Origin of the sequence: Providencia sp. 2.29 (assembly GCF_015832305.1) — a bacterium.
Lineage (GTDB): Bacteria > Pseudomonadota > Gammaproteobacteria > Enterobacterales > Enterobacteriaceae > Providencia > Providencia stuartii.
In genome coordinates this window covers 3,594,819-3,614,975 of the sequence record NZ_CP065420.1, presented here as the reverse complement: position 1 = coordinate 3,614,975, position 20,157 = coordinate 3,594,819, and the positions used below count along the sequence as shown (strand labels likewise).

Below are 20,157 nucleotides of genomic sequence, written 5' to 3'. Positions count from 1 at the left end.
TAGTGAACAGCTTACTGGGGATTTTCATGGATGAACAGCCGCAAATTAAATTATTTCGAGTAAAAAAAGAGAAGGGAAGCCTTAAGTATGCGGCATGTTACGAAAGTTGTTTTCTCTAACAGGTAACATGCCACATAAGAGCCGCGTGCTAAAAATTAATCGTTAACCAGCACCGCTGAGATATATGGCTCTTCTTCTTTACGTAATGTCATGATTTCACACCCGTTGTCGGTGACAACTAGCGTATGCTCATATTGAGCCGACCAGCTTCTATCTTTGGTTTTTACGGTCCAACCATCATTCATAGTACGGATGCGGTAATCACCGACGTTGACCATCGGTTCGATAGTAAAAGCCATGCCTTTTTGTAATACAACACCGCTGTCATCGGCATCATAATGAAGGACTTGTGGCTCTTCATGGAAACCTTCACCGATACCATGACCACAATATTCACGAACAACAGAGAAGTCATGTTTCTCGACAAATTGTTGAATCGCTTTGCCCAAGGTGCGTAGGCGGATACCCGGTTTTACCATACGTAACGCTAAATAGAGGCTCTCTTGGGTAATATGGCACAGGCGTTCGCCTTGGATGGTTGGCTTACCAACAATGAACATTTTTGAGGTATCGCCATGAAAACCCTCTTTAATCACGGTAACATCGATATTCACAACGTCGCCGTCTTTTAGAATCTTATCATCACTAGGGATACCATGGCAGATAACATCATTGACTGAAATACAGACTGATTTAGGGAAGCCATGATAATTTAAGCAAGCAGGTATCGCTTGTTGTACATCGACAATGTGCTGATGACAAATGCGATCCAACTCCCCCGTGCTAACGCCCGGTTTTACATGGGGAGCAATAATTTCTAACACTTCGGCTGCTAAACGACCAGCAACGCGCATTTTCTGAATATCTTCTTCAGTTTTGATAATAATAGCCATGAATTCAGTCCATTTATGTCAGTAACGACTCTGTGACATAGTTTGTATGAAAAGGGTTTAATAGATGAGCGATAGTACCATCTATATCAACATGATGATGTTTATGGTATCAGCCACTGCATTTTCTGCCAACTAGGCATTGATGCTTCTTAGCCTTTAGAGTGAAATATCAGGCTGGAATGTACGCCATTAAATAAAAGGTATTGAGAGCAAATACACTTTGGGTCTGATATTATGGATAGTGAAACACGAGTATTTGTCGTTGAAGATTTTTTTATCAAATAATAAAAAGAAAAAACGCTATCCATACGCCGTGTATAAAACGCTCAATGATGCTTACCAAGGAGATTTCGCCTCGTTTTAATGAAGAGATTCAAGCCATTTGATGGTGTTTTTTCACCCCGTAAAAAAACAACAAAAGTTGGCTTATTGATCCATTTTATGGTATAAAGCGCGCCGGCGATCCACATTATCTCTTCGAAAAAATCGTTTTGCTACCCTGTTAAAGCGTATTCGATTGGCATTATGGATTAGCGAAAACTAAACTCAATTGTGTATAACACACACGGGTCGACACATGCACCGGGGTGCTCTTATGCGTTTTAGCGCAGCTTTGGAGTCGGTGTTATGGGATCCGTGGAGGCATAACCCCAATTACTTAAAATACAGAGGTATTAAATGGCAACTGTTTCCATGCGCGATATGCTACAAGCGGGCGTACACTTTGGTCACCAGACTCGTTACTGGAACCCTAAAATGAAACCTTTCATTTTCGGCGCTCGTAACAAAGTACATATCATTAACTTGGAAAAAACCGTTCCAATGTTCAACGAAGCTCTGGCTGAGTTGACTAAAATTGCTTCTCGTAAAGGCAAGATTCTGTTTGTTGGTACTAAACGTGCAGCAAGCGAAGCCGTTCAAGAAGCTGCTAATAGCTGTGACCAGTATTTCGTTAACCACCGTTGGTTAGGTGGTATGCTGACTAACTGGAAAACTGTTCGTCAGTCAATCAAACGTCTGAAAGATCTGGAAGTTCAGTCACAAGACGGTACTTTCGACAAACTGACCAAAAAAGAAGCGCTGATGCGTTCTCGTGAACTTGGTAAGTTAGAAAACAGCTTAGGCGGTATCAAAGATATGGGCGGTTTACCTGACGCTCTGTTCGTTATCGATGCAGAACACGAACACATTGCTATCAAAGAAGCAAACAACCTGGGTATCCCAGTATTTGCTATCGTTGATACTAACTCTGATCCAGACGGTATCGACTTCGTTATCCCTGGTAACGACGACGCAATCCGTGCAATCAAATTGTATCTGAGCGCTGTAGCAACTTCCGTTCGTGAAGGTCGTTCTCAGGATCTGGCTGTTCAAGCAGAAGAAGGCTTAGTAGAAGCTGAATAATAAGGCCTGCTCTAATAAAGAGCCCTTATAAACCAGGTATTGCTATATGGTTAGAAGGGGGCCTATATGGCCCCTTTTATCTATCTGAATCAGAATGACCCTTGTAGGGAGCCCCCTACGAGGTATATCGAGGAATAAATCACATGTCTGGAATTACCGCTGCATTGGTAAAAGAACTGCGCGAACGTACTGGCGCAGGTATGATGGAATGTAAAAAAGCACTAGTTGAAGCTAATGGTGATATCGAATTAGCAATCGACAACATGCGTAAATCAGGTCAAGCTAAAGCTGCTAAGAAAGCAGGCCGTGTTGCTGCTGAAGGTGTTATCCTTGCAGAAGTTTTTGCTGATGGCAAAAGCGGTGCTCTGATCGAACTGAACTGTGAAACTGACTTCGTTGCTAAAGATGCTGGTTTCTTGGCATTTGGTAAAGAAGTTATGGCTTCTGTTATCGCTGATAGAAATACTGATATCGAAGCAGTTAAAGCGAAATTCGAAGATGCACGTACTGCTCTGGTCGCTAAAATTGGTGAAAACATCAACATTCGTCGCGTCGCAATCCTAGACGGTGCACAAGTAGGTAGCTACCTGCACGGTGCGCGTATCGGTGTTTTGGTTGCGGCTGAAGGCGCTGATGAAGAGCTGCTAAAACACATTGCTATGCACATTGCTGCAAGCAAGCCTGAATATGTTACTCCAGACGATGTACCAGCGGACGTTGTTGCTCACGAGCACCAAATCCAACTAGACATCGCTATGCAGTCAGGTAAACCACGCGAAATCGCAGAGAAAATGGTTACTGGCCGTATGAACAAATTTACTGGCGAAATCTCTCTGACTGGCCAGCCTTTCGTGATGGATCCAAGCAAATCTGTTGGTGATCTGCTGAAAGAGAAAAATGCGAAAGTCACTAACTTCATCCGTTTCGAAGTGGGTGAAGGTATTGAGAAAGTTGAAACTGACTTTGCAGCTGAAGTTGCTGCAATGAGCAAATAAGTCGTCAGTTTTACAAGGAGCCGCCGATTGGCGGCTCTGTTTTAATATACATTGTAGTAATACAACGAATTCAATAATTAAGGTACGTAGAATCCACCTTTAAGTATTCTGCGTGTGTTACCCCAATAAATTATCTGTGTAGGACAGAACACCATGGCAACCAATGCAAAACCCGTTTATCAGCGTATCCTGCTTAAGCTCAGTGGCGAAGCCTTACAAGGCGCAGAAGGTTTTGGAATCGATGCTAGCGTTTTAGATCGTATGGCTCAGGAAATCAAAGAACTTATAGAGCTGGGTGTACAGGTCGGTGTCGTTATTGGCGGTGGTAACCTGTTTCGTGGTGCTGGTTTGGCACAGGCGGGGATGAACCGTGTGGTCGGTGACCATATGGGAATGCTAGCCACTGTGATGAACGGGCTAGCGATGCGTGATGCATTGCATCGTGCTTACGTGAATGCAAGACTGATGTCTGCTATTCCTCTTAACGGCGTGTGTGATAACTATAGCTGGGCTGAAGCTATCAGTCTGTTACGCCATGGTCGTGTTGTGATTTTTTCTGCTGGAACAGGTAACCCATTCTTTACAACTGACTCTGCCGCGTGTTTACGTGGTATTGAGATTGAAGCGGATGTTGTATTGAAAGCAACAAAAGTTGATGGTGTTTATTCAGCGGATCCTGCAAAGAACCCAGATGCCGTACTTTATGAAACGCTGACTTATCAAGAGGTGCTTGAGCGTGAATTGAAAGTGATGGATTTGGCAGCGTTTACGTTAGCACGTGATCATAACTTGCCTATTCGTGTTTTCAATATGAATAAACCTGGCGCTCTACGTCGTGTTGTAATGGGTGAAAATGAAGGAACTCTGATTTCTCACAATTAATACTCAGAGACATCAACCGCGTTTAACTGTATTATCTAATATAAGTTCAGACAATTTAAGCGAGGCTGCATTGCGGCCTTTAATAACCAGTTCTTAAGGGTTGAAAACGTGATTAATGAAATCAAAAAAGATGCTCAAGACCGTATGGAAAAGAGTGTTGAAGCACTAAAAAACCAAATCAGTAAAGTTCGTACAGGCCGTGCGTCACCAAGCCTACTTGATGGCATCATGGTTGACTATTATGGCGCCGCAACGCCTTTGCGCCAACTTGCTAACGTAACTGTTGAAGATGCGCGTACTTTAGCGATTTCAGTCTTTGATCGCTCAATGTCTCCTGCGATTGAAAAAGCGATTATGGCGTCTGATTTAGGTTTAAACCCATCTTCTGCCGGTACTGTTATCCGTGTTCCACTTCCTCCACTGACAGAAGAGCGCCGTAAAGACCTGATCAAAGTTGTTAGAGCGGAAGCTGAGCAAGGTCGTGTTGCTGTTCGTAACATTCGTCGTGATGCGAACGATAAAATTAAAGCCCTGCTGAAAGATAAAGAGATCAGTGAAGACGAAGAACGTCGTTCACAAGATGACATCCAAAAACTGACTGATGGCTACATTAAGAAAGTTGATGAAGCATTAGCGCAGAAAGAAGCTGAATTGATGGAATTCTAATCTATCAAGTAGCGAATAAAGCCATCTAGAGGGAAATCTCTGATGGCTTTATTCATTCATATCTAATAAAAATCCTTTCTTCCCTTTCAAGCTGATATAATCTCAGTATTGAGTAAATACAGAGCATCCGCATAATGAAACGTCTTACTATTCTAGGATCAACAGGTTCAATTGGTAAAAGCACACTTTCTGTTGTCAGAAATAACCGTGATAAATTTCAAATTGTCGCTTTAGTTGCTGGTCGCAATGTGGCGGAATTAGCAAACCAATGCCTTGAATTTCAACCTCAATACGCCTCTATGGCTGATGAATCTTCTGCTCAAGCATTACGGGCAATTTTGTCTGAAAATAATTGCAAAACAGAAGTTTTATCAGGAACAGATGCTGCCATTCAACTTGCAGGCTTGGATGATGCGGACCAAGTGATGTCCGCTATTACTGGTGTTGCTGGACTACTTCCTACCTTAGCCGCAATCCGCAAGGGCAAACGAATTTTATTAGCGAATAAAGAATCGCTGATCACGAGCGGTCGTCTATTCTTTAATGCGATTCGTGAGCACGGTGCGACAGTCTTTCCTATCGATAGCGAACATAATGCGATTTTCCAAAGTTTACCTGAAAACATTCAACTCAACTTGGGTTTTGCCGATTTATCGGCCTCGGGAATTTCAAGCATTATTTTGACAGGTTCTGGTGGTCCTTTTAGGGATACTCCGTTGTCGCACCTAGATAATGTGACGCCGGACGAAGCATGCAACCATCCAAATTGGTCTATGGGGCGTAAGATTTCTGTTGATTCAGCGACGATGATGAATAAGGGGCTTGAATATATTGAGGCTTGTTATTTCTTTAATGCCAATCAACAACAAATGGAAGTGATTATTCACCCTCAATCCGTTATCCATTCTATGGTGCGTTATCGTGATGGTAGCGTGATAGCTCAGCTAGGTACGCCTGATATGTGCACCCCAATTTCATACAGCATGGCTTATCCGCAGCGTATTTCTTCTGGTGTCGAACCGTTAGATTTTACAAAATTGTCATCATTAACCTTTGTACAGCCAGATTATCAACGTTACCCTTGTTTAAAATTGGCTATCGATGCCTGCCATGCTGGGCAAGCAGCCACAACTATTCTAAATGGCGCTAATGAAATCGCTGTCGCTGCATTCTTGGACGGTAAAATACGCTTTACAGATATTGCAAAAATTAACCTAAGTACATTAGAAAAATTGCATTTATCTGAACCAGTTTCGATTGATGAGGTCTTAGACATCGACAATCAAGCTCGTCGAGAAGCTGCACAACTAATCAAACATACATTTTCAGTCTAGTATGTGATTTATTTAGTTGCTGATAAGTATAATAAGTCTTTAATATGTGACGCTTATAAGAACGAAAGATAATATCAGTATTTAGCGGAGAATTAAGGATGTGTCTTATCAGCAAACTCAACAATAGCGGTTATGATAATGCTGAATTCTCGACGCTATGCATACAAGGATTACTATTTAATGAACTCTAGTGGTGAAAATCTCTCTCATTCAGCCTTGCCAAAACATGTTGCGATTATCATGGATGGCAATGGGCGTTGGGCAAAGCAGAGAGGAAAACTAAGAATAACAGGGCACAAGGCTGGCGTTGAGTCTGTGCGTAATGCAGTACGTTTTGCAGTAAAAAACAAGATTAGCTCACTGACGCTGTATGCATTTAGTAGTGAAAACTGGAGAAGACCAGAAAAAGAAGTCAGTTCACTGATGGAGCTATTTGTTTTTGCGTTAGATAATGAAGTCAAGAATCTACATAAAAATAATGTGAAATTATTGGTTATTGGTGATATTAGTCGATTTAGTGAGCGTCTTCAAAAACGTATTCAAAAAGCAGAAAAATTAACTGCAAATAACACGGGCTTAAAACTCAATATTGCGGCGAATTATGGTGGTCGTTGGGATATTGCTAATAGTATGAAGCAAATCTTTGCGCGCGTACAAAGTGGGCAACTTTCTCTTGACGATATCAATGAAAATACCATTGACCATTATGTTTGTATGCATGATCAAGAAAATGTTGATTTGGTTATCAGAACTGGTGGAGAACACCGTATCAGTAACTTTTTATTATGGCAGGTTGCTTATGCGGAATTCTATTTCACCAATGTACTGTGGCCAGATTTTGATGAAATGGTGTTTCAGAATGCAATTGATGCTTTTAGTCAACGCGAGCGGCGTTATGGTGGAGCTGAGTCTGATGATGAGCTCGTTAAATAAAAGGGGTAAATTGTGCTGAAATATCGTTTAATGACAGCGATTGTATTAATACCGCTGGTTATTGCTGCGCTTTTTTTGCTTTCACCTGCCGCTTTTGGTTATGTGGTGATTGCCGTATGTGCTTTAGGGGCTTGGGAATGGGCGCAATTTGCAGGTTGGCACACACAAGCTAAGCGAATTGGTCTTGCGGTGGTTTTTGCCATCATACTGCTAGCCATGCAGTTCTCTTTTGCTGATATCACAACGTTAAAGAATGAGCCGCTTATTTTATATGGTTTATGGGCCGGTCTTATTTGGTGGATAGTGGCAATTTTACTTGTGATTACTTTCCCAGCATCGGCAAAAGCATGGGGGCAATCGGCGTTAGTACGTGTACTGTTTGGGCTGTTAACTATCATTCCTTTTTATTGCGGTATGATGGTGCTTCGAACCATTGGTTACCATAGTGACACCTTTTTTGGTGCTTGGTGGTTGCTATATGTTATGTTGCTGGTGTGGGGTGCTGATTCAGGTGCTTATGCCTTTGGTCGTACAATGGGGCGCCATAAGATGGCACCTAAGGTTTCCCCCGGTAAAACCTGGGAAGGCCTTGTTGGTGGGTTGATCACCGCAGGTATTATTTCTTGGCTATTTAGTTCATTTGCGCCAATCCCAGTAATGCCTGATTATTTGCTGGTTACATCAATTATTGTTGTTGTAGTATCTGTGTTCGGTGATTTGACGGAAAGTATGTTTAAACGCCAGTCAGGAATTAAAGACAGTAGCCATTTAATTCCTGGTCACGGTGGAATTCTTGATCGAATTGACAGTCTAACAGCGGCAATACCTGTATTTGCAGGGTTAAATTTGTTAGTTTTTAACGGGTTCGGTCTCTAGGATAAGACATGGGATTTTTTTGGAGTCTAGCGGCATTTATCATCGCCATTGGGGTGTTAATTACCGTACATGAATTTGGTCACTTTTGGGTTGCACGTCGCTGCGGTGTTTATGTAGAACGTTTTTCTATCGGCTTTGGGAAAACGTTATGGCGCAAGGTGGATCGACAAGGAACCGAATTTGTTATTGCCCTGATCCCGCTAGGCGGTTATGTCAAAATGCTTGATGAGCGCGTCGGTGATGTGTCACCTGAACGCCGTCATTTAGCGTTTAACAATAAAACGGTTGGTCAGAGAGCCGCCATCATTAGTGCTGGCCCAATTGCGAACTTTTTACTTGCAATTGTTGTCTACTGGGTGGTGTTCATGATGGGGATTCCATCAGTACGCCCTGTGATTGAAGATGTGAAACCTGGCTCCGTTGCCGCTAGTGCAAATATTTTGCCGGGAATGGAACTAAAATCGATTGATGGTATCGAAACGCCTGACTGGAATTCAATTCGATTAGCCTTAGTTGGCAAAATTGGCGACAGTGAACTCACTGTGTCCGTATTGCCTCAAGGGTTTAGTGAACCAGTGACTAAAACGATAGATTTAACCGCATGGCAATTTGATCCTGAAAAGCAAGATCCCGTTCTTTCCATGGGAATTATGCCGGTTTCCGCTAGAATTGATCCTGTGATATCGAAAGTTTCACCGGGTTTAGCTGGTGAGCGAGCAGGTTTGCAACCCGGAGATAGAATTGTTAGCGTAAATGGCGAAACATTAGATTTGTGGAATCCGGTAACTCGGTTGATTCGTAATAGTCCGAATCAACCGTTGAAGTTAGCTGTTGAAAGAAATAATCAGATCATCTCACTCACATTGACGCCTGATAGTCAAAATGGAAAGGGTGGCGAGCAAATTGGATTTGCGGGAGTTGAACTTTCAGTGTTACCGTTAGCAGATGAATATAGAATGGTGCAGCAATATGGGCCATTTTCTGCCATCTATCAAGCTAGCGATAAAACGTGGCAGTTGATGAAACTGACCGTGAATATGATGGGCAAACTCGTTGTTGGGGATGTCAAACTTAACAACTTGAGTGGACCGATATCTATTGCGAAAGGTGCAGGGGTATCGGCAGAGTCAGGCTTGGTATATTATTTGATGTTCATTGCGCTGATAAGCGTAAACTTGGGCATTATCAATTTGTTTCCATTGCCTGTATTAGATGGGGGGCACTTGCTCTTCCTGTTAATTGAGAAAATTAAAGGAAGTCCAGTGTCTGAGCGAGTACAAGACTTTAGTTATCGGATAGGTGCAATGGCATTGATTCTGTTAATGGGACTTGCACTTTTTAATGATTTCTCTCGCTTCTAACAAGTAAGCTGGGGACCAGTAAGGAATACGCATAACAACGATGGCGATGAAAAAGTTGCTCATAGCGTCGCTGCTATTTGGCAGCGCGACTGCATACGGTTCAGACGGATTCGTAGTTAAGGACATTCGTTTCGAAGGTCTACAACGCGTCGCCGTTGGTGCAGCATTATTGAACATGCCTGTCAGGGTAGGTGACTCGATTGATAACGAAGATATTAGCCGTTCAATTCGATCTCTATTCTCTACTGGCAACTTCGAAGATGTTAGGGTCCTGCGTGATGGAAACACGCTGATCGTTCAAGTTAAAGAGCGACCAACCATCGCGAGTATCACTTTTACAGGCAATAAATCTGTTAAAGATGATATGCTCAAACAAAACTTGGAAGCATCAAACATTCGTGTTGGTGAGGCTTTGGACCGCACGAAAATAGCGAATATCGAGAAAGGTCTGGAAGACTTTTACTATAGTGTTGGTAAATACAATGCGACAGTAAAAGCAGTGGCTACGCCACTGCCTCGTAACCGTGTAGATTTAAAATTTGTGTTCTCTGAGGGCGTGTCTGCAAAAATTCAGCAGATTAACGTCGTAGGAAACAAAAATTACACGACGGCTGAATTGGTTAATAAATTCCAATTGCGTGATGATGTGCCATGGTGGAACCTAGCGGCAGACCAAAAATATCAAAAACAAAAACTGGCTGGTGATTTAGAAACTCTTCGTAGTTTCTATCTTGACCGTGGCTATGCGCGTTTCAATATTGATTCCACTCAAGTCAGTTTGACGCCAGACAAAAAAGATATCTACATTACAATTAATGTCACTGAAGGCGATCAATATAAGATCTCTGGTGTGGAAATTAATGGTAATACCGCAGATCATCTGACTGAAATTCAAGAACTCATTACGATCACCCCAGGCGAGCTGTATAACGGCACGCAGGTGACGAGTATGGAAAACAAAATCAAGGATCTTCTTGGTCGTTATGGTTATGCCTATCCTCGTGTAATGACACAACCTGAAATTAATGATGAAGATAAAACGGTCAAACTGCATGTCAATATCGATGCAGGTAACCGCTTCTATGTTCGTCAAATCCGTTTCCAAGGTAATGACACAAGTAAAGACTCGGTCCTTCGTCGTGAAATGCGCCAGATGGAAGGGGCTTGGCTTGGTAATGATTTAGTCGAATTAGGCAAAGAGCGTCTTAACCGTACGGGTTTCTTTGAAACTGTTGATGTCGAAACGCAACGTGTACCGGGTAGCCCAGACCAAGTCGATGTGGTCTACAAAGTTAAAGAGCGTAATACAGGCTCCATGAACTTTGGTGTCGGTTTCGGTACTGAAAGTGGCGTGAGTTTCCAAGTCGGTGTAAGTCAAGACAACTGGTTAGGAACCGGTAATGCGGTTGGGATCAACGCAAGTAAAAACGATTACTCAACCAACGTTGAAATGTCGTTTACGGATCCTTACTTCACCGTTAATGGTGTGAGCTTAGGCGGGCGTGTTTTCTATAATGATTTCCGTGCGAAAGATGCTGACTTGTCTGGCTATACCAATAAAACCTATGGTTTAGATACGTTCTTAAGCTTCCCATTCAACGAGAATAACTCATTCCGTGTTGGTGCAGGTTACGTTCATAACTCATTGTCTGATATGCGTCCGCAAGCAGCAATGTGGGATTACCTCTATTCTATGGGCGATAAGCCACCAATTAATGATGATGGTCGCAATAAAGAGAAATTTAATGCGGATGACTTCACTGTTAATTTAGGTTGGACTTATAATTCCTTGAACCGTGGTTTCTTCCCGACATCGGGTAATAAAACCAGTGTTTCAGGTAAAATCACCGTTCCAGGCTCTGATAACGAGTACTACAAACTGCGTTTTGATACAGCACAGTACTACCCAATCAATGAAGATGAGACTTGGGTTATCTTAGGTCGTGCACAAGCAGGCTACGGGGATGGTCTTGGCAGCAAGCAAATGCCATTCTATGAAAACTTCTATGCTGGTGGTTCAAGTACGCTGCGTGGTTTCCGTTCTAACAATATCGGGCCAAAAGCGGTTTATCTGAAAAATGTTAATGGTAAAGGTGAGCCTGAACCGGGTAGCCCATCAAGCGATGCGGTAGGTGGTAATGCGATGTATGCGGCGTCCTTTGAGCTGATTACACCAACACCATTTATCGATGAGAAATACTCAAATACAGTTCGTACATCGTTATTTGTTGATGCGGGTACAGTATGGGATACCAACTGGAACAGTATCAATGCAGATTGGCGTAAAGGCATGCCAGATTATGGTAAAGCAACAAACGTCCGTGTTTCTACGGGGGTTGCTCTACAGTGGATGTCACCGCTTGGGCCTCTGGTCTTCTCCTATGCGCAACCTATTAAGGATTACGAAGGGGATAAATCAGAACAGTTCCAATTTAATATTGGTAGAACGTGGTAATCTAGAACGTCTCTATCTAAGGAAAGCCCTTGCATATATTGTGAGGGTGACCAAAATTTCCAGCCATAAATATGGGTTAAGGAGTTTCGTGTGAAAAAATTGTTGTGTGCGGCGGGTGTCACTCTGGCTTTGGCTATGTCAGCAGGTGCTTATGCAGATAAAATTGCAGTCGTGAACGTTGGCGAAATTTTCCAAAAAATGCCAGCGCGCGAAGCTGTAGCTAAACAGCTTGAAAGTGAATTCAAAAGCCGTGCGACAGAGTTGCAAAATTTAGAAAAAGACCTTCAATCACGCGTAGAAAAATTACGTCGTGATGGTGCAACAATGAAGCAAAGCGAACGTGAAAAACAAGAAAAAGAGCTGATGGCTAAACGTGATCAGTTCGCAGAAAAAGCGCAAAAATTTGAAGAAGACAACCGTCGTCGTCAAATGGAAGAGCGTAACAAAATCCTAAGTCGTATTCAGGATTCTATTAAATCTGTTGCAGCCAAAGAAGGTTATGATGTGGTTATCGATGCAAATGCTGTTGCATATGCCAAAGATAGCGTAGACATCACGAGTAAGGTTCAAAAACAGGTTAAATAATAGATGTCCTCAATTCGATTGGCTGACCTCGCTCAGCAGTTGAATGCACAGTTACACGGTGATGGCGATATCGTCATCACCGGTATTGCACCGATGTATTCAGCAAATAATCAGCAAATTACATTCCTATCAGATAGTCGCTACAGCGACAAACTCGCTGAGTGTCAGGCTGCCGCTGTGGTATTAACAGCGAAAGATCTTGATGCTTGTAAAGTGGCGGCGCTGGTAGTCGATAACCCTTATCTTGCCTATGCTCGCATGGCACAAATCATGGATACAACGCCAAGCCCAGCAGAGAATATCCATTCGTCAGCCGTTATCGATGAAGGGGCGAAGTTAGGAAACAACGTGGCGATTGGGGCGAATGCCGTGATTGAAAGCGGCGTTGTGTTAGGCGATAACGTTGTTATTGGCGCAGGTTGTTTTGTTGGTAAAAATACTCGTATCGGGGCTGGTACGCGTTTATGGGCGAATGTTAGCGTTTACCATAATGTTGAAATTGGTGAACACTGCTTGATCCAATCAGGAGCTGTTATCGGTTCTGATGGTTTTGGCTACGCGAATGATCGTGGCAATTGGGTCAAAATTCCTCAGCTAGGCACAGTTATTATTGGCGATCGCGTAGAAATTGGCGCTTGTACAACAATTGATCGTGGTGCGCTAGATAATACAGTTATTGGTAATGGTGTTATTATTGATAACCAATGTCAGATAGCACACAACGTAACCATCGGTGATAATACCGCCGTAGCAGGTGGCGTTATCATGGCGGGTAGCTTGAAAATTGGTCGCTACTGCATGATTGGTGGTGCGAGTGTTATTAACGGTCACATGGAAATTTGCGATAAGGTGACTGTCACAGGGATGGGAATGGTTATGAGACCAATCACTGAACCTGGTGTATACTCTTCTGGTATTCCTTTACAGCCTAATAAAGTTTGGCGTAAAACAGCAGCTTTGGTTTTGAATATCAATGAGATGAATAAGCGCTTAAAAGCTGTTGAGCGTGAATTAGATAGTCAAACTCAAAAAAATCAGTAATCATTTCGTAATTCAGGTTAAAATAATCGACTGAGTTACGTTTTTCCGGCCTGCCAGTTAACCTAACTTTATGGTTAAAGCAGGCCGATTCGTTAATTAAATTGTATTAATAGACAGGAAGAGTATTTCGATGAGTGATAATCATACTCTGAATATTGAAGAGATTTTAGAATTACTTCCACACCGTTACCCATTCCTTTTGGTTGACCGTGTACTGGATTTTGAAAAAGGAAAATCTCTGCGCGCAGTAAAAAATGTGTCATTCAATGAACCCTTTTTCCAAGGCCACTTTCCGGGCAAACCTATTTTTCCAGGTGTGTTGATCCTAGAAGCAATGGCTCAAGCAACAGGTATCCTAGCATTTAAGAGCGTTGGTAAACTAGAACCGGGTGAATTGTACTATTTTGCAGCGATTGATAATGCTCGTTTCAAGCGCCCAGTGTTGCCGGGAGATCAGATGATCCTCGAAGTCGAGTTTATTAAAGAACGTCGCGGTGTTGCACGTTTTAAAGGTGTTGCAAAAGTTGATGGAGAAGTGGCCTGCGAAGCTGAAATGATGTGCGCCCGTCGCCGTGAGGTCTGATATGATTGATAAAACAGCCTGTATTCATCCCTCATCGATTGTCGAAGATGGAGCTATTATTGGTGCCAATGTTCGTATTGGCCCTTTTTGTTATATTGGTGCTAACGTTGAAATCGGCGAAGGCACTGAGCTCAAATCGCACATTGTTGTTAATGGCCACACCAAAATTGGCCGTGACAATGTGATCTTCCAGTTCGCATCGATTGGTGAAATCAACCAAGACCTGAAATACCAAGGTGAACCAACACGAGTCGAGATCGGTGACAGAAACCGTATAAGAGAAAGTGTCACTATCCATCGCGGAACGATCCAAGGCGGTAGTTTAACCAAAGTGGGTGACGATAACCTATTTATGGTGAATGTGCATATTGCCCACGATTGTATTATTGGTAACCGCTGCATCATTGCAAACAACGGTACACTGGGTGGTCATGTTATTTTAGGTGACTTCGCAATTATTGGCGGAATGACTGCCGTTCATCAATTTTGCCAAATTGGTGCTCATGTTATGGTTGGCGGTTGTTCAGGTGTGGCGCAAGATGTTCCACCTTACGTCATTGCGCAAGGTAACCATGCAACGCCTTATGGCCTGAATATTGAAGGCTTGAAGCGTCGCGGTTTTGATAAAGAGTCTCTACATGCGATTCGTAATGCTTACAAAGTCCTTTATCGTTCAGGTAAATCACTAGAGGAAGCACGTAGCGAAATCGCTCAACTTGCACAAGCTAACCCGCATGTGAAAGTGTTCAGCGAGTTCCTTGAGAACTCCGCAGAGTCTAATCGTGGTATTATTCGTTAGTCGGTAGTTAAGATAACGAAGTCAGGGCCTTTATTAAGGAGATCATTTTGGCGAATCATCACCGCCCACTTACTATTGGCCTTGTTGCTGGGGAAACATCCGGCGATATACTCGGCGCAGGGCTTATCCGAGCACTCAAAGCACAAGTACCTGATGCACGTTTTGTAGGTGTCGCAGGGCCTTTAATGCAAGCAGAAGGCTGTGAAGCTTGGTATGAGATGGAAGAGTTAGCGGTAATGGGGATTGTTGAAGTGCTTGGCAGGCTTCCTCGGTTACTCGCTATTCGCAAAGATCTTACCGAACGCTTTACACAATTACAGCCAGATATCTTTGTTGGTATTGATGCACCTGATTTTAATATCACCCTTGAAGGGAAGTTAAAATCAAAAGGCATTAAAACCATTCATTACGTCAGCCCTTCTGTGTGGGCATGGCGGCAGAAACGCGTCTTCAAAATTGGTCGAGCAACAAATTTAGTGCTTGCCTTTTTGCCGTTTGAAAAAGCCTTCTATGATCGTTTTAATGTTCCGTGTCGCTTTATTGGGCACACAATGGCAGATGCTATCCCGCTTCATGTCGATAAAACAGCGGCAAGGCAACGCATTGGTATACCTGAAGAAGGAAAGTGTTTAGCCCTCTTACCGGGCAGCCGTCACTCAGAAGTTGAAATGCTAAGTGCTGATTTTTTGAAAACAGCGAAAATTTTACAACAGCATTTTACGGATCTTCATATTGTCGTGCCTTTGGTCAACCAAAAACGGCGTGAACAGTTTGAAGCGATCCGTCAACAAGTCGCTCCAGAGCTAGCTGTCCATATGTTAGATGGCCAAGGCAGAGATGCGATGATCGCGGCGGATGCGACGTTGCTCGCATCGGGAACGGCGGCTCTTGAATGTATGCTAGCGAAATGTCCAATGGTAGTGGGTTATCGTATGAAACCATTTACTTTTTGGTTGGCAAAACGTTTAGTAAAGACACCCTATGTTTCATTGCCTAATTTGTTAGCTGAAAAAGAGATAGTCAAAGAGTTACTACAGGAAGAGTGCCAACCTGAAAAGTTAGCTCAGCAGCTAATTCCCTTACTGGAAGGCGGCGAACAGGTAGAACAATTAAAAGCAACATTTTTACAGCTCCATCAATTGATCCGCTGTGATGCAGATAAACAAGCGGCTGAAGCTGTATTGGATTTGGTTCGAAATTAATGGATTTTATATACCCAAAAGCCAACTTAATTGCTGGCGTAGATGAAGTTGGGCGCGGCCCCCTTGTTGGTGCGGTGGTGACCGCCGCTGTAATATTGGATCCTAAAAATCCAATCATTGGCTTGACTGACTCAAAAAAACTCACCGAGAAAAAACGCGAAAAACTCTTTGTTGAGATCCAAGAAAAAGCCTTGTGCTGTTGTATTGGGCGAGCCGAACCTGAAGAAATTGATGAAATCAATATCCTGCATGCCACCATGCTTGCGATGCAACGTGCTGTTGCTGGTTTAAGCATAACACCTGATTTTGTTTTAGTGGATGGTAACCGTTGCCCAACCTTATCAATGCCTTCACAAGCGGTGATTAAAGGTGATAGTTTGGTGCAGGAAATAAGCGCGGCATCAATTTTAGCCAAAGTGGTTAGAGACCGAGAAATGGTTGAGCTAGATAAAGCTTATCCAGAATATGGTTTTGCAAAACATAAGGGCTATCCGACGGCTTATCATTTAGAAAAACTGGCACAGTTTGGCGCAACAAAATTTCATCGCAAGAGTTTTGCTCCTGTGCGCCGTGCATTAGAAGCGAAAGATTGAGTATAAATTAGATGGCTGAACCTCGTTTTATTCACTTACGCGTTCACAGCGACTATTCAATGATTGATGGTCTGGCAAAAACCGGCCCATTAGTTAAAAAAGTGGCAGCAATGGGCATGCCAGCATTTGCGATCACTGATTTCACTAACTTATGTGGTTTGGTGAAGTTCTATGGGGCAGCGCACGGTGCTGGTATTAAACCTATTATTGGCGCTGACTTTTTTGTTGAAAGCGAGCAATTGGGTGATGAGATTGCTCACTTAACCGTACTAGCTCGTAATAACGAAGGCTACCAAAACCTGACACTGTTGATCTCAGAAGCCTATCAAAAAGGCTATGGGGCGATAGGGCCAACGATCCATCGCGATTGGCTTGTTAAGCATAAAGAAGGTTTGATACTGCTTTCAGGTGGCCGCCAAGGGGATGTAGGGCAATTTTTACTGCGCGGTAATCAAGCTCTCGTTGATGAATGCTTGGCATTTTACGAAACCCACTTTCCCGGTTGCTACTATTTAGAACTCATTCGTACAGGAAGGCCTGACGAAGAGAGTTATTTACATGCGGCGGTAGAGCTTGCAACGCAGCGTGGTTTACCTGTTGTTGCGACTAATGATGTACGTTTTATTGAAAGTAGCGACTTTGATGCGCATGAAATACGTGTCGCTATCCATGATGGTTTTACTTTATCTGATCCTAAAAGGCCTAAAAAATATAGCCCTCAGCAATATTTACGATCTGAAGAAGAGATGTGTGAGCTGTTTGCCGACATCCCTGAAGCACTTGAAAATAGTGTAGAGATTGCTAAGCGTTGTAACGTAACCATTCGTCTTGGTGAGTACTTCCTTCCCCAATTCCCAACAGGGGATATGAAAACGGAAGACTTTTTGGTTATGCGGTCAAAAGAGGGATTAGAGGAGCGCCTGAAGTTCCTTTTTCCTGATGAGAAAGTGAGAGCCGAAAGACGTCCTGAATATGATGAACGGCTAGAAGTCGAGCTAAACGTTATTAACCAAATGGGGTTCCCTGGTTATTTCTTGATCGTGATGGAGTTTATTCAATGGTCAAAAGATAACGGTGTACCAGTAGGGCCTGGTCGTGGCTCCGGTGCAGGCTCTTTGGTTGCCTACGCTCTAAAAATTACGGACTTAGATCCGTTAGAGTTCGATCTCCTTTTTGAACGTTTCTTAAACCCTGAACGGGTTTCTATGCCTGACTTTGACGTTGACTTCTGTATGGAAAAACGCGATCAAGTGATTGATCACGTTGCTCAAATGTATGGACGAGATGCGGTTTCACAGATCATCACGTTCGGTACGATGGCGGCGAAGGCGGTTATCCGCGACGTAGGCCGTGTATTAGGCCACCCATACGGTTTTGTCGATCGGATCTCGAAACTGGTTCCCCCTGATCCGGGAATGACATTAGAGAAAGCATTTGAGGCCGAGCCGCAACTGCCTGAAATTTACGAAGCCGATGAAGAGGTGAAAGCGCTCATCGATATGGCGCGTAAACTTGAAGGGGTCACACGTAACGCCGGGAAACATGCTGGGGGCGTGGTTATTGCGCCTACCAAAATTACCGATTTTGCCCCTCTGTATTGCGATGCGGAAGGGAATAACCCAGTCACCCAATTTGATAAAAACGACGTTGAATATGCGGGATTGGTGAAGTTCGACTTTTTGGGATTACGTACGCTCACGATCATTAACTGGGCGTTAGAGATGATCAACGCAAGGCGGGCTAAGAAAAACCTTGAGCCAGTGGATATTGCGGCAATACCATTGGATGATCAAAAAAGTTTCGACATGTTGCAGCGTTCAGAAACAACGGCGGTATTCCAGCTTGAATCCCGAGGGATGAAGGATTTGATCAAGCGCCTGCGTCCTGACTGCTTTGAAGATATGATTGCATTGGTGGCACTGTTTCGCCCTGGTCCATTGCAATCAGGGATGGTGGATAACTTTATCGACCGTAAGCATGGGCGTGAAGAGATTTCATACCCTGATGTGCAGTGGCAACATGAATCATTAAAACCTGTTCTAGAGCCGACGTATGGCATTATCTTATACCAGGAACAGGTGATGCAGATTGCACAGGTACTCGCTGGTTATACTCTCGGCGGCGCGGATATGTTACGTCGTGCGATGGGGAAAAAGAAACCGGAGGAGATGGCAAAACAGCGTTCCGTCTTTGAGGAAGGAGCCATCAAAAACGGTATCGATGGTGAGCTATCGATGAAAATCTTTGACTTGGTAGAAAAATTTGCCGGTTACGGATTTAACAAATCTCACTCCGCCGCTTATGCGCTCGTTTCATACCAGACATTATGGCTTAAAGCGCATTATCCGGCTGAATTTATGGCGGCTGTTATGACCGCGGATATGGATAACACCGAGAAAGTCGTCGGCCTCGTCGATGAATGTTGGCGAATGGGGTTAAAAGTATTACCTCCTGATATTAATAGTGGGCTATATCATTTTCACGTTAACGATGAAGGTGAAATTGTTTACGGTATCGGTGCGATTAAAGGTGTCGGTGAAGGCCCAATTGAGGCGATTATAGAAGCTCGCCAAAAAGGTGGCATCTTTAAGGAAATTTTTGATCTTTGTGCGCGTGTTGATCTTAAAAAAATTAATCGTCGCGTCATGGAAAAACTGATCATGGCGGGGGCGTTCGATCATTTAGGGCCTCACCGCGCAGCCTTAATGTCTTCACTGGAAGATGCGCTGAAAGCGGCGGATCAGCACGCCAAAGCAGAGGCTATAGGGCAAACTGATATGTTTGGTGTGCTTGCAGAAGCCCCTGAACAAGTGGAAAGCTCATACGCGAGCGTACCAAAATGGCCAGATCAAGTTGTTTTGGACGGTGAAAGGGAAACGCTGGGTCTTTATTTGACAGGGCACCCGATAACGCGTTATTTAAATGAAATAGAACGTTATACTAATGGTCTGAGATTGAAAGATGTGAACCCTACCCCTCGTGGTCAGGTGACAACTGTGGTAGGTTTAGTACTTTCAGCCAAAGTTATTACTACCAAGCGTGGCAATCGAATTGGTATTTGTACGCTTGATGATCGTTCCGGTCGTCTGGATATTATGTTATTTTCAGATGCACTAGATAAATACCAGCACTTGCTGGAAAAAGACAGTATCCTGATTGCCACCGGTCAGGTCAGCTTTGATGATTTCAACGGTGGTAATAAAATGACAGTGCGGGAGTTAATGGATATTAGTGAAGCAAGGGAAAAATATGCGCGAGGACTTGCAATTTCACTGTCAGACAAACAAATTAATGATCAGTTACTGAACCGACTTCGCAGCACTCTTGAACCCCATCGTTCAGGAACGATTCCGGTTCATTTGTATTATCAGAAGGATGATGCCAGAGCAAAGCTTAAATTTGGTGTTGTTTGGCGCGTAACACCCGTTGATGACCTTCTGAATTCTCTGCGAACTCTGCTGGGTAATGAGCAGGTAGAATTAGAATTTGACTAAA

At 43.4% G+C, this 20,157-nt stretch carries 17 protein-coding genes; 16 read left to right on the top strand and 1 reads right to left on the bottom strand.

Annotation, left to right across the window (positions count from 1 at the left end):
• Nucleotides 1–155: 155 nt before the first annotated feature.
• Nucleotides 156–953: a type I methionyl aminopeptidase gene (map, locus tag I3B46_RS17065; RefSeq protein WP_004916796.1), complete on the bottom strand. Its 798-nt coding sequence runs from the start codon at nucleotides 951–953 to the stop codon at nucleotides 156–158.
• 678 nt (nucleotides 954–1,631) lie between these two features.
• Between map and rpsB the strand changes: the two genes are divergently transcribed.
• The 16 genes from rpsB to dnaE all read left to right on the top strand — a co-directional run bounded on the left by rpsB (nucleotide 1,632) and on the right by dnaE (nucleotide 20,156).
• Nucleotides 1,632–2,357 (top strand): 30S ribosomal protein S2, encoded by a 726-nt coding sequence (rpsB, locus tag I3B46_RS17060; RefSeq protein ID WP_004916790.1) that lies wholly within the window; start codon nucleotides 1,632–1,634, stop codon nucleotides 2,355–2,357.
• A gap of 143 nt (nucleotides 2,358–2,500) precedes the next feature.
• Nucleotides 2,501–3,352: a translation elongation factor Ts gene (gene tsf / locus I3B46_RS17055; RefSeq protein ID WP_004916787.1), complete on the top strand. Its 852-nt coding sequence runs from the start codon at nucleotides 2,501–2,503 to the stop codon at nucleotides 3,350–3,352.
• Between the two features lie 153 nt (nucleotides 3,353–3,505).
• Entirely contained in the window at nucleotides 3,506–4,234 is a 729-nt protein-coding gene (pyrH, locus tag I3B46_RS17050) for a UMP kinase (RefSeq protein WP_004916784.1), read from the top strand.
• A gap of 108 nt (nucleotides 4,235–4,342) precedes the next feature.
• The gene (gene frr / locus I3B46_RS17045; protein ID WP_004916781.1) at nucleotides 4,343–4,900 is read left to right on the top strand and encodes a ribosome recycling factor; all 558 of its coding nucleotides are present in this window, start codon (nucleotides 4,343–4,345) and stop codon (nucleotides 4,898–4,900) included.
• 134 nt (nucleotides 4,901–5,034) lie between these two features.
• Entirely contained in the window at nucleotides 5,035–6,234 is a 1,200-nt protein-coding gene (gene ispC, locus I3B46_RS17040) for a 1-deoxy-D-xylulose-5-phosphate reductoisomerase (RefSeq protein WP_036943421.1), read from the top strand.
• A gap of 180 nt (nucleotides 6,235–6,414) precedes the next feature.
• Nucleotides 6,415–7,167: a polyprenyl diphosphate synthase gene (gene uppS, locus I3B46_RS17035; protein ID WP_004916773.1), complete on the top strand. Its 753-nt coding sequence runs from the start codon at nucleotides 6,415–6,417 to the stop codon at nucleotides 7,165–7,167.
• A 12-nt stretch (nucleotides 7,168–7,179) separates the two neighbouring features.
• Nucleotides 7,180–8,043: a phosphatidate cytidylyltransferase gene (gene cdsA / locus I3B46_RS17030; protein WP_061064346.1), complete on the top strand. Its 864-nt coding sequence runs from the start codon at nucleotides 7,180–7,182 to the stop codon at nucleotides 8,041–8,043.
• 8 nt (nucleotides 8,044–8,051) lie between these two features.
• A complete protein-coding gene (gene rseP / locus I3B46_RS17025) occupies nucleotides 8,052–9,404 on the top strand; it encodes a sigma E protease regulator RseP (RefSeq protein ID WP_014657684.1) in 1,353 nt (450 codons plus the stop codon).
• Between the two features lie 40 nt (nucleotides 9,405–9,444).
• Nucleotides 9,445–11,859, top strand: a complete 2,415-nt coding sequence (gene bamA / locus I3B46_RS17020) for an outer membrane protein assembly factor BamA (protein WP_004916767.1) — start codon at nucleotides 9,445–9,447, stop codon at nucleotides 11,857–11,859.
• 90 nt (nucleotides 11,860–11,949) lie between these two features.
• Nucleotides 11,950–12,444 (top strand): molecular chaperone Skp, encoded by a 495-nt coding sequence (gene skp / locus I3B46_RS17015; RefSeq protein ID WP_004916764.1) that lies wholly within the window; start codon nucleotides 11,950–11,952, stop codon nucleotides 12,442–12,444.
• A gap of 3 nt (nucleotides 12,445–12,447) precedes the next feature.
• Nucleotides 12,448–13,485, top strand: coding sequence for a UDP-3-O-(3-hydroxymyristoyl)glucosamine N-acyltransferase (gene lpxD, locus I3B46_RS17010; RefSeq protein WP_004916761.1), 1,038 nt, complete (start codon nucleotides 12,448–12,450; stop codon nucleotides 13,483–13,485).
• Between the two features lie 130 nt (nucleotides 13,486–13,615).
• Entirely contained in the window at nucleotides 13,616–14,068 is a 453-nt protein-coding gene (gene fabZ / locus I3B46_RS17005) for a 3-hydroxyacyl-ACP dehydratase FabZ (RefSeq protein WP_004916757.1), read from the top strand.
• Between the two features lies 1 nt (nucleotide 14,069).
• The gene (lpxA, locus tag I3B46_RS17000; RefSeq protein WP_004916754.1) at nucleotides 14,070–14,867 is read left to right on the top strand and encodes an acyl-ACP--UDP-N-acetylglucosamine O-acyltransferase; all 798 of its coding nucleotides are present in this window, start codon (nucleotides 14,070–14,072) and stop codon (nucleotides 14,865–14,867) included.
• 47 nt (nucleotides 14,868–14,914) lie between these two features.
• Nucleotides 14,915–16,069, top strand: coding sequence for a lipid-A-disaccharide synthase (gene lpxB / locus I3B46_RS16995; protein WP_036943426.1), 1,155 nt, complete (start codon nucleotides 14,915–14,917; stop codon nucleotides 16,067–16,069).
• Complete coding sequence (gene rnhB, locus I3B46_RS16990) at nucleotides 16,069–16,662, top strand: ribonuclease HII (RefSeq protein WP_104873321.1); 594 nt, start codon at nucleotides 16,069–16,071, stop codon at nucleotides 16,660–16,662. Before lpxB ends, rnhB begins: the two co-directional genes overlap by 1 nt.
• 11 nt (nucleotides 16,663–16,673) lie before the next feature.
• Nucleotides 16,674–20,156: a DNA polymerase III subunit alpha gene (gene dnaE / locus I3B46_RS16985; RefSeq protein ID WP_040132401.1), complete on the top strand. Its 3,483-nt coding sequence runs from the start codon at nucleotides 16,674–16,676 to the stop codon at nucleotides 20,154–20,156.
• The last annotated feature ends 1 nt before the right edge of the window (nucleotide 20,157 follow it).

Bases quoted from the DNA above. Each gene is read 5' to 3' on its own strand.
- uppS (WP_004916773.1), top strand. From the start codon at position 6,415: ATGAACTCTAGTGGTGAAAATCTCTCTCATTCAGCCTTGCCAAAACAT.
- fabZ (WP_004916757.1), top strand. From the start codon at position 13,616: ATGAGTGATAATCATACTCTGAATATTGAAGAGATTTTAGAATTACTT.
- pyrH (WP_004916784.1), top strand. From the start codon at position 3,506: ATGGCAACCAATGCAAAACCCGTTTATCAGCGTATCCTGCTTAAGCTC.
- rpsB (WP_004916790.1), top strand. From the start codon at position 1,632: ATGGCAACTGTTTCCATGCGCGATATGCTACAAGCGGGCGTACACTTT.
- ispC (WP_036943421.1), top strand. From the start codon at position 5,035: ATGAAACGTCTTACTATTCTAGGATCAACAGGTTCAATTGGTAAAAGC.
- map (WP_004916796.1), bottom strand. From the start codon at position 953: ATGGCTATTATTATCAAAACTGAAGAAGATATTCAGAAAATGCGCGTT.
- bamA (WP_004916767.1), top strand. From the start codon at position 9,445: ATGGCGATGAAAAAGTTGCTCATAGCGTCGCTGCTATTTGGCAGCGCG.
- rseP (WP_014657684.1), top strand. From the start codon at position 8,052: ATGGGATTTTTTTGGAGTCTAGCGGCATTTATCATCGCCATTGGGGTG.
- rnhB (WP_104873321.1), top strand. From the start codon at position 16,069: ATGGATTTTATATACCCAAAAGCCAACTTAATTGCTGGCGTAGATGAA.
- lpxA (WP_004916754.1), top strand. From the start codon at position 14,070: ATGATTGATAAAACAGCCTGTATTCATCCCTCATCGATTGTCGAAGAT.
- dnaE (WP_040132401.1), top strand. From the start codon at position 16,674: ATGGCTGAACCTCGTTTTATTCACTTACGCGTTCACAGCGACTATTCA.
- lpxD (WP_004916761.1), top strand. From the start codon at position 12,448: ATGTCCTCAATTCGATTGGCTGACCTCGCTCAGCAGTTGAATGCACAG.
- tsf (WP_004916787.1), top strand. From the start codon at position 2,501: ATGTCTGGAATTACCGCTGCATTGGTAAAAGAACTGCGCGAACGTACT.